At 67.3% G+C, this 9,680-nt stretch carries 7 protein-coding genes; all 7 read right to left on the bottom strand.

What is annotated here, in order from left to right:
* Positions 1–181 precede the first annotated feature (181 nt).
* Entirely contained in the window at positions 182–1,027 is an 846-nt protein-coding gene (locus tag ABTZ89_RS05685) for a hypothetical protein (RefSeq protein ID WP_351040647.1), read from the bottom strand.
* Positions 1,027–5,049: a PDDEXK-like endonuclease domain-containing protein gene (locus ABTZ89_RS05690; RefSeq protein WP_351040650.1), complete on the bottom strand. Its 4,023-nt coding sequence runs from the start codon at positions 5,047–5,049 to the stop codon at positions 1,027–1,029. The genes ABTZ89_RS05685 and ABTZ89_RS05690 overlap by 1 nt, the downstream gene beginning before the upstream one ends.
* Positions 5,050–5,496: 447 nt before the next feature.
* Positions 5,497–6,540: an AI-2E family transporter gene (locus ABTZ89_RS05695; RefSeq protein WP_351040653.1), complete on the bottom strand. Its 1,044-nt coding sequence runs from the start codon at positions 6,538–6,540 to the stop codon at positions 5,497–5,499.
* A 75-nt stretch (positions 6,541–6,615) separates the two neighbouring features.
* Positions 6,616–6,987 carry a DUF4440 domain-containing protein gene (locus ABTZ89_RS05700; RefSeq protein ID WP_351040656.1) on the bottom strand — a complete coding sequence of 124 codons (372 nt, stop codon included), beginning with the start codon at positions 6,985–6,987 and terminating at the stop codon, positions 6,616–6,618.
* On the bottom strand, positions 6,984–7,661 hold the full coding sequence (locus ABTZ89_RS05705) for an MBL fold metallo-hydrolase (RefSeq protein ID WP_270952158.1): 678 nt from the start codon (positions 7,659–7,661) through the stop codon (positions 6,984–6,986). The genes ABTZ89_RS05700 and ABTZ89_RS05705 overlap by 4 nt, the downstream gene beginning before the upstream one ends.
* 49 nt (positions 7,662–7,710) lie before the next feature.
* On the bottom strand, positions 7,711–8,208 hold the full coding sequence (locus ABTZ89_RS05710) for a DUF7144 family membrane protein (protein WP_270952157.1): 498 nt from the start codon (positions 8,206–8,208) through the stop codon (positions 7,711–7,713).
* Positions 8,209–8,323: 115 nt separating this feature from the next.
* Positions 8,324–9,496, bottom strand: a complete 1,173-nt coding sequence (locus ABTZ89_RS05715) for a cation:proton antiporter (protein WP_270952156.1) — start codon at positions 9,494–9,496, stop codon at positions 8,324–8,326.
* Positions 9,497–9,680: the final 184 nt, after the last annotated feature.

The raw sequence follows: 9,680 nt of genomic DNA on the forward strand, positions 1-9,680 counted from the left end.
CCCACCGGTAACCCAGCTTGGCGTCGGCCAGGCGGTTACGCAGCGTCGACAGCCAAAGTGGGCCGCCCCAACACGCCCGTTTCCAGTAGATCAGCGCTGCTCAGAGGGGGCCTGAGTTGGTGAACCGGTGATGCCGACATCTCAACTCAGAAGTGCCGGCATCACCAGATATAGCGGAGGCCTAGATCGGCTTGACGTGTTCCTCCAGGTCGTTGAGCAGCGCACGAACAGGTGCCCAGCACAGCGTGACGCTGTCGTGGTCGAACTTCGGCTGTTTCGCGAGTTCCGCGCGGGGATGCACGAAGTTGCGGTACTGGCGAACGGTCTGCATGAAGTCCTTGGCGTCGAGCTGGATCCACTCCTTCTCGTGGGCGACGTCGAGCATCAGCTCCAGCCCGGCCCGATCGGGCTTGATCTTCCGGTCGCCCCGCCCGACGAAGCCGTGCTTGCGGATCTCCTCGTCCCGCTCGGTCAGCAGCGAACCCAGCAGACCCTCGACGAAGCTGCCGATGCCGATGATCGCCATCGTGTGTGCACCGATCTGCTGGCAGAGGACGGACTCGCTCACCCGGTTCAGCAGCACATCCACGGTGTGCGAATCACTGATCAGCGCGCGGAGGCGGTGGTCGAGGTCCTCGGGGGCGGAGAAGACCTCCGACTTGCCGTCCGCACTCAGCTCGCCGATCGTGGGGCGCCCGCCGACCACGGACACCACCAGCCGTTCGGCTGCCAGCTTGGCGTTCACCGCTTCCCGGAACTCGTCCGCGCTGACCTGACCGTCGTCGTACTCGAGCGGGTCGCACAAACGGCACAGCAGCCGTTCGATCTCCGCGCGGTTCTCCTTGCGCTCGATGAGTTGTTCGGCCAGCCAGGGAACCCGCGTGCTGCCGTCGTACTCGGGCGGGTTCGCCCATCCCGCCCGGGCCAGCAGCTGCTCGAGTTGGTAGCCCTTGCGCTCGTACGGACCGCCTATGTCCACGATCACCGCAGCCAGCCGTTCAACGGTACGGTCGTCGAGTGGGAACATCAACTCTCCTCGTCCATCTGGGATCGGGCGATGTCGACGGCTCTTGTCAGCCGCGCGACGATGCGGGAGCCCCGGCGGCGGAACCCCAATTCCTTGAGCGCCTGGTTGATGCGTTCCTCTCGGTCGAGTGGCAGTTGGTCGGTCGTCAGCCAGCGGCAGATCGCGATGAGGTCGGCGTCGGTGTAGTCGTTGGTCTTCAAACCAGCGAGGACTGATGGCCGCGGCCCGCGTTCAACGTGCGGTTGGGGCGTCGGATCCTCCGGCTCGGGCACGACAGCCGGTAGCTCGCGGTCCGCGTCGATCATGGCCTGCTCCCAGGCCTCCGCGATCCGTTCGGCTTCGCCGGTGGGGTCGGCGAACCACGAGGACGACCACACGCGGTGAAATCGCCACCCCAGATTCTCCAAGTGCGCTTGGCGAAGGCGGTCGCGGTCGCGCACGCTGAGGGCACGATGGTAGGTATCACCGTCGGCCTCGACGGCGAGCACCATCCGCCCGGGCTGATCCCGATGAGCCAGCGCGAAGTCGATGCGGTAGCCCGAGAATCCCCACTGAGGGTGTGCGTCGATCCCGCGTTCGCTGAGTGCGCGGCGGATGTCCTCCTCGAAGCCGTTGAGCTCGAAGTCCTCCTGCTCGCCGACGTTGTCCACGTCCGCGCCGTTCTGGGCGAACTCCAGGTAGCGCCGTAGCAGCTCTGTGCCGGTGACCTCGGGGGTCGGGGCGAGGTCGTGCGCGCTGAACGAGCTAACGACCAGCATCCGCCGCTTGGCGCGCGTGACGGCGACGTTCAGGCGGCGCCGTCCACCTTCGTTGTTCAGCGGTCCGAAACCGGTGCGTGCCACAGTGCCGTTGGCCCGCTTTGCCACGCCGACAGTCAAGATGATCGCATCGCGTTCGTCACCCTGGACGCGTTCGAGGTTCTTGACGAAGAACCTCTTGCCGGGACCGGCATCTTCGGAGAAGAACTCAGCCAGATCCGGCCGGTCTTGGAGCGCTTTTCGCACGGCTGCGTCCACGCGATCCATGTGCTTCTGGCCCATCGTGATCACGCCGAGGCTCTCGTGCGCCCGGTGCTCGGCGTGTTCGAGCACCCGCTCGACGACCCGCTGAATCTCGGCGGGCGAAGACCCGTCCTGACCGGGCGATGCGACTCCGTCGACTACGTCCAGCGTCACGGGCGGGTCTTGGTGGGCGCCGGGGAAAGTCACCAGCTGGTCCTGGTAGACGTGCCGATTGGAGAAGGCGATGAGCCGCTCGTCCCTGCTCCGGTAGTGCCACCGCAGCGTTTCCTGGCGCGGGATGAGTGAGCGCATCGCAGTCAGAATCGACTCGTAGTCCTCCAGCTCGCTGTTCTCGCCTTCGTCGATGTCGTCGTCGGAGCCCTCCAGCAGCTTCCCGAAGAAGTTGGTGGGAGGTAGCTGCTGGTCGTCGCCCGCGACCACCAGCTTGCGGCCGCGGGCGATCGAGGTGATCGCGTCGTGCGGCTGGATCTGGCTGGCCTCGTCGAAGATCACGATGTCGAAGAGCTGTTCGGCGGGGAGCGTCTTGCTCACGACCAGCGGGGACATCGCCCAGCAGGGCCGCAGCGCCAGCAGCACGTGCGAGGCGCGTTCGACGAGACGCCGGACCGGCAGGTGCCGGGACTTCTTGCTCGCCTGGTCCTTCAGCAGCCGGGTCTCGTCCGGGAAGTCGTCGCGGACCTGGCGCAGCCTGCTGGCCACCGCCCACCGCACTCGCCGGGCCGACGTCACCCGGTGTTCCAGATCAGCGGTGCGGAACTCTGAGACCAGCCTGGTCTGCTGTTCGGCGCGGAAGTCGCGCAACACGGGAACTTTTAGCTTGAATTCGTCCAGCAGGGAACGCAGCCACGCGCTGCGGAACGTCAGCCAGAGCTGCTCCCCGGTGAGCTTCCTCGTCGCGGCGTCCTCGATCAGCGGTGTGAGCCCGAGCGCGTGGAACTCCTCCTTGAGGTCGGTGATCGTGGGCATCCGCCACATCGTGTCCTTGTCCGCGGCCAAGTCGTGGAGTTGCTGGTGGACCTGTTGGGTGGGGCTGCGCTCGACTTCGGGTAGCTTGGCGCACATCGCCACCGAGGCGAGCTGGTCGCGCATGGTCTGGAACGCGTTCATGGTCTCCGGGAGACCGACGACCTCAGCGGGTTGTACACCACCCATTTCCCGCCACCGGTCGCGCTGCTGGACGACCGCGCTGAGTTTGCGGTGAAGGGCGGGCTTTTTGGTGATGCCGTCGGTCGAAGCCGCCTTCACTTGCCTGAACAGTGCCCGGCGTTGCAGCCAGGACAGCGTGCTGCCCAGCTGTGCGCGCTGCGCCCGGTTGGCCGTCGCGCAATACCAATCGTCTAGCTGGGTGCCGAAGACGTCCGCCCCGAACGCCGCGACGCTGCTGTGCACACCGTCCAGCAGGTTCAACACTTCGTTCCAGCCAGTCAGGTCGTCCGGTGGTTTGAGCCCGGTCTGGCGGAGCAGCCTGTGCATGCCTGTCTGGCTGGTCTGCAGCGTCTCGGAGGTGAGCGCATCCAGTTTGGGGAGGATCTCCTCGATGTCCTCGGTTGTGCGGATGTCGGCCTGCCACCAGGGCGATTCTTTCCGCAGCACGCGGAATCCGCCGGCATCGACGAAATCGCGCAGCTTCTTCTCCAGGTCGCGGACGGTCTGCGCGTCCAGCCGATGCAGCGCCGGGCCTCGGAAGGCGTGCCGCGTCTCGTACTCGGTCAGGGTGAGCAGCTCGTTCTGCACGTCGTACGCGCGGATGTCCCACGGTTCTCGCGGTTTGTGCAGTGCGTCGGATGCCGCGCGCACGGACCTGCGCCGCTGCTCCAACCGTTGGTGCAGGTCGTCGGCCTTCACTGGCTGCTGCCTGCTGGTGGCCTCCAGGCTCTCCTGGAGCTGCTTCGCGATCTGCTTCTTGTCGACCTTCTGCTGGTGTAGGTCGAACACCAGGTCCTTCAGCCCGACCTGGTCCAGCCGGTCTGCGACGGCTTCGATCGCCGCGCGTTTCTCCGCGACGAACAGAACACGTTTCCCCAGTGCAGCGGCACCCGCGATGATGTTCGCGATCGTTTGGCTCTTGCCGGTTCCAGGCGGGCCTTCGATCAGCACGTGGTGCCCGGACAGGGCGGTGTTGATCGCCTTTTGCTGGGATGAATCCGCGTCTTGGACCAAGTATTCGTCCGCCGGCCGAACTGAATCGGGCGGGCTGGGTGAGAAGCCGGTGCCTTCGGTTCTGACGCTGTTGGCGCTGGGTTCGTGCCCCGCCAGCGCGGATACGAGTTCGTGCTGCGCGAGCAGGCTGCCTGCCGCGCGCAGGTCGTTCACCATCGGGAGCTTTTCGTAGTTGAACAGCCCGATGACCACCGAGTTGTCGAGCTCTAGTGATAGGCCCTGCGCGGCGGCCAAATCTGCAAGCGTTGCGTGGATGCACTGCATTTGTTCTGCTGGGTCGTCGCTCTGGGTGAGCTCTTCGACGGTTGCAATGAATTGCTCGCGGTCGACGTCCAGCCCGTACACCTGATCGAGCGCATGCAACAGAACGGGGTTGATCTCGACGTCGTTCTCAACGGCCAATGAGAAGTCGTTCTCGGAGACGGTCCGCGGTTCGATGCGCACCGACCGGAGGAGGAGAGGAGCTCGCAGGGACGGGATCGGTCCGGTCCCCTTGACTTGTGTGTTGGTCGTGCGCACCAGCCCGTGTGCGATCTTGCCGACCTCGACGCCCTGCTCTTCCTCGAATGCGACCATCCGACGGCGCAGGTTGCGCACTCGCGCGCAGGCATCCTTGTGCGCGGTGCTGTCGGTGAATAGCGAGGACAGCCGTGTCGAAGAGCCGGTAAGCAGACCGCGCAGCGTCGACTCATCCGCAGAGGTCAGGTCGAGGCTGGCGGTTTTCGTGTTCTTGAAGTGGAGCAGCGCGTTCCTGGGCCCCAGGTCGATGAGCCGATCCGCCCATCGCTCGGCCTGCGCCTGCACCAGTTCCAACAAATCCTGATCGATTCTGGCAGACATGCCTCACAGTCCTCGGACAGAACGGTTCCCACTCGGAAGCCGCGTAGGACCCCGAGGCTCACCGTTCTGCGGCGAGCAGAACAGAATGCCTGAGATGTTCCGGGGCAGCCATAGGCCGAATGGGTGAGAGCGATTTCGCTGGTGAAGTACGATTGTTGCGGCCGTTGGTACCAGTTTCCTCCAGCGGTTGGGTGGTTTGTCTACACCCTACGAACTGAAAGCTTCGAGCAAGCACATTTCTCGGACACCGGGTACTTTTCACCCAGTTGTTGGAGTGGTGAGCGTCTACCAAGCTTCCGAAAACGTCAGAAAGATTGACGTGATGTCGTCAATGGTGAAATGTGAAACGGCGCGTTCAGGTGGGACCTCAATCCCTTCGCGGTCGTTGTCGAGCCCTCACCGCGCTGCTGGACTTCGTGGACGATCCGGACCCGGACTTCCCGATCGTCACCCCGTGATGTGCTCGACCCGGGCCTGCCGGTAGAGGACCTTCAGCGCGGCCGTGATCGGCAGCGCGATCAGCGCGCCCAGAACACCTGCCAGCGATCCGCCGAGCAGGATCGCCACGAAGGCGGCCAGCGGGCTCAGCTCGACGGTCCGCGCGAAAACCCGCGGCGCGATCAGGTAGTTCTCGACGGCTTGGTAGACGATGAAGAACAGCAACGTGATCACGGCCAGCGGCAGGCTCTGCGACAGCGCAACCAAGATTCCCGCCACCGAAGCCAGCGTCGCCCCGACCTGCGGGATGGCGTCGAGCAGGGCGACCACGACCGCCAGCAGCGCGGGGTAGGGGACGCCCGCGACCAGGAAGAACACGTAGGACACCGCACCGGCGCACAGCGACACCAGGGCCTGGCCGGTGACGTAGCCCCCGACCCGGTTCATGGCGGCGAGGATCGCTTCCGGGCGCCCGGGGTGGCTGCCCGCCGCACGCGTCATCGCGCCCTGGAGCCGGGGCATGGCGAGCGAGAAGTAGACCAGCAAGGCCCCGGCCGTGCACGCCGAGAAGATCCCGCCGAGCAGCGACCCGATGGCCGCGAACCCGGCGCCCAGCGCAGTCGCCAGGAACGTGGCGGCCTGCTTGGCGGCCTCCTGGACCTTGCTCTGGACGGCCGGGTCGTGGAGCGTGTCGCGCAACTGGCGCTCGCCCAGGTGCTGGCCCAGCTGCGACAGGAGCTGGGGGAGCTGGGCCAGGAAATGGCCGACCTGGCCCACCGCGGGCACCACTGCGAACAGCACGATGAAGCCCACGACGAGCACGACGACGAAGATCACCGCGGCGATCGCCAACCCGCGTCGCCAGCGGTGCCGGTGCAACCACGCCACCACCGGCTCCACCCCGAGGGCGAGGAAGAACCCCACGAAGATCAGCACGAGCATGTTGCGCGCGGAGTAGGCCAGCAGGGCCAGCACCACCACCGCGAGGTAGACGCAGGCGATCTGCGCGTGGCGCAGCAGGGACGTGCCCGTGCTGGGATCGGAGTCGGCCATGGCGCACCAGCCTCCTGCTGGGACGAATCCCCAACAGGATCAGGCAGTTCCGGCGAGCCCGCCCGTGGATCGTGGTCAGGCCGCGGTTTCGTGCACGTGCTGCCAGCGCAGGCCCTCGGGCGTGCGGCGCAGGACCGCGGTGGTGCGGCGTGCCGTGGTCCGGCCGTCGTGGTGGTGGGTCTCGCGGAAGCGGACGACAGCGAACTCGGCGCTCTCCGCGACCTCGGTGACCTCGTCCACCTCGATCACCAGGCCCGGCGCGGAGTTGTTCGCCCCGGCGAGCGCGGCGAAGAGCTGCTCGCCGGTCAGTACCGCGCCATCGGTGGTGACCAGGGTGAAGTCGTCCGCGTGCGAGTCCCGGAACTCGGCCAGGACCGCGGGCTCGCAGTCCTGGCCGAGCCAGCGCGCCAACACGTGGTGCAGGCGCTCGACTTCCGCGCCGATCACCAGCCGCGTTCCCGCCACTCGGCGAGGTGCGGGCGCTGCTCGCCGAGCGTCGAGTCGTCGCCGTGGCCCGGGTAGAACCAGGTGTCGTCCGGGAGCTCCGCGAAGATGCGGTTCTCCACGTCGTCGATCAGCGACTTGAAGGCGGCCGGCGAGCCGGTCTTGCCCACCCCGCCCGGGAACAGCGAGTCCCCGGTGAACAGGTGCGGGTGGCCGTTCGGGTCGCGGTAGAGCAGCGCGATCGAACCCGGCGTGTGGCCGCGCAGGTGGATCACCGACAGCTGCGAGTCGCCGACCGCGATGGTGTCGCCGTGCTCGACCAGGCGGTCCGGCGGCACCGGCAGCGCATCGGCGTCGTCCGGGTGCGCCAGCGTGAAGCAACCGGTCTGACCGGCCACCGAACCCAGCGCCTGCCAGTGGTCGTGGTGCTGGTGCGTGGTGACGATGGTGCGCAGCCGGGGGCGCTGGTCGTCGTGCCCGAGCAGGTCGGTCAACCGCTCGGAATCGTTGGCGGCGTCGACCAGCAGCGCGTCGCCGGTGTTGCGGCACACCAGCAGGTACGCGTTGTTGTCCATCGGGCCGACCGAGATCTTGGTGATGGTCAGCGCGTCCAGCTCGCGACGAGCCGGCTTCCCACCGTGGTCGACATGTCCCGTGTACTCAGCTTCGAACTCCACGCCCCGAGCTTAGAGCTTGTCCTCGAACTCGGGTTGCGCGGCGGAGCGATCAAGCGCGGGCCCTCTCGGCCGGGACGACCAGGCCGTAGATCACCAGCACCGACAGGGCGATCACCAGCAACGACCACAGCGGGAACGCGGCCAGGAAGGCCAGGTGCCCGATCGCGACCAGCGCGGCGAGCACGACGCCGGTGGTGCGGGCCCACTCCTTCTCGTACAGGCACCCCACCCCGGTGGCCACCTGCAGGACGCCCAGCACCAGCCAGATCACGCCCCACGCGACGAAGTTGAAGACCAGGAGCTGCCCCGCGCCGACGATGTAGTAGTCGGTGCGCAACAGCGCGGTCAGACCGTCGATGATGTTGAAGATCCCGACCAGCAGGATCAGCGAGCCGGCGAACGCCAGCCACCCCGACATCGCGGTCGGCTCCTGAGCGGACGTCATCGCCCACTGCTTCTTCTGCTCAGGCGCCTGCGCTTGCTGCTCGGCCTCGTGCGCTTCGGCGCGTTGCTGCTCCGAACCGGGACCGGTCTGCGGACTGGACATCTCGAGCGCCCCCCTCTGCGAACTCGATGACTTCCACCGCCAGCGTCGCGCGATCGGGCGAAAAGTGCAGCCCGGGCCCGCCGCCCTTCTGCATGCCGGAAGCGGTGTTCCGGGGTCACCGGTCCCGGCGGACCAGGCGCAGTGCGATCAGGGGGAAGACCAGGACGCTGAGCATGCCCGCGCCGACCATGGCCGAAGCCGTGCTGGTCGGCAGCTGACCGGACTCGGTGCCGATCGCGGTGATCACCACGACCAGCGGCAGCGCCGCCGAAGCCAGCAGCGCCAGCGTCCAGCGCGGCCGGACCGGCAGGTCGCGGTGGTGCAGGACCAGCGTCGGCAGCCCGCGGATCACCAGGAACAGCACCAGGAACAGCGGCAGCAGGGCGATCGCGCTCGGCGTGGCCAGCAGCGCGTCCAGGTCGTAGCGCATCCCGCTGACCACGAAGAAGAACGGGATGAACAGGCCGAAGCCGATCGCCTCGATCTTGCTCTCCACCACCGCGCCCTCCTCCGGATCACCGGCGTCGAAGAACAGGCGCACCACCAGCCCCGCGACGAACGCGCCGAGCAGCACGTCCAGCCCGAGGGTCCCGGCGAGCCAGAGCATGAACACCACGACGACCATGCACAGCCGCACCGCGAACTGGACGCTGGTGCCGAGCGTGGTGCGGACCAGCCGGCTGATCCGCCCGTCCCGGCGGTTCGCCGCGGCCCACAGCAGCCGCGCCGCCACCACGCCGAAGGCCAGCAGGAACAGGACGGTGCGCGCCGGGCTCTGGTCGTTGACCACCAGCGCCACCGCGATGATCGGCCCGAACTCGCCCGCCGCACCCGCGGCCAGCACCCGCGCGCCCAGGGGAGTGGGCAGCAGCCCGGCGTCGCGGACCATCGGCAGCGTGGTGCCCAGCGCGGTGGTGGTCAGCGCCAGACCGATGATCAGCGACGCGAACGTCCACCCGTGCACCAGCGCGCCGAAGCCCAGGCCCAGCACCAGCGAGATCAGCCAGCCGACGCCCGCCAGCCGGATCGGCTTGCCGCGCACGTCTTCGATCTTGAGCTCGTAGCCGGCCAGGAACATCAGCATCGCCAGGCCGAAGTCGGCGACGAACCCCATCACCTCGCCCTCGCCGGCCCAGCCGAGCACCTGCGGTCCGATGAGGATGCCGAGCAGGATCTCCAGCACCACCGAGGGAATCGCGATCCACCGCTTGACCCGGTCGGTGATCAGCGGCGCGACCGCGGTGGCGGCGACGACGACGGCGAAGCTCGACAGCATCGTGTGCGGCATCGGACCTCCACCGGATCAACCACTCGGGCCGCCCGGCAACCTAAGCCGCCCCTCCCACCACCGCTGATCAACTCACCCTGACGAGTGAAGATCGGTGTTCCGGGAACCGCAGTTTCAATTGAAACTGCACATCTCACCCACGGCGGTGGACCGTGTCAATTGAAACTGCGGACCCGCGCGGACA

Origin of the sequence: Saccharopolyspora sp. NPDC002686 (assembly GCF_040295745.1) — a bacterium.
Lineage (GTDB): Bacteria > Actinomycetota > Actinomycetes > Mycobacteriales > Pseudonocardiaceae > Saccharopolyspora > Saccharopolyspora oryzae.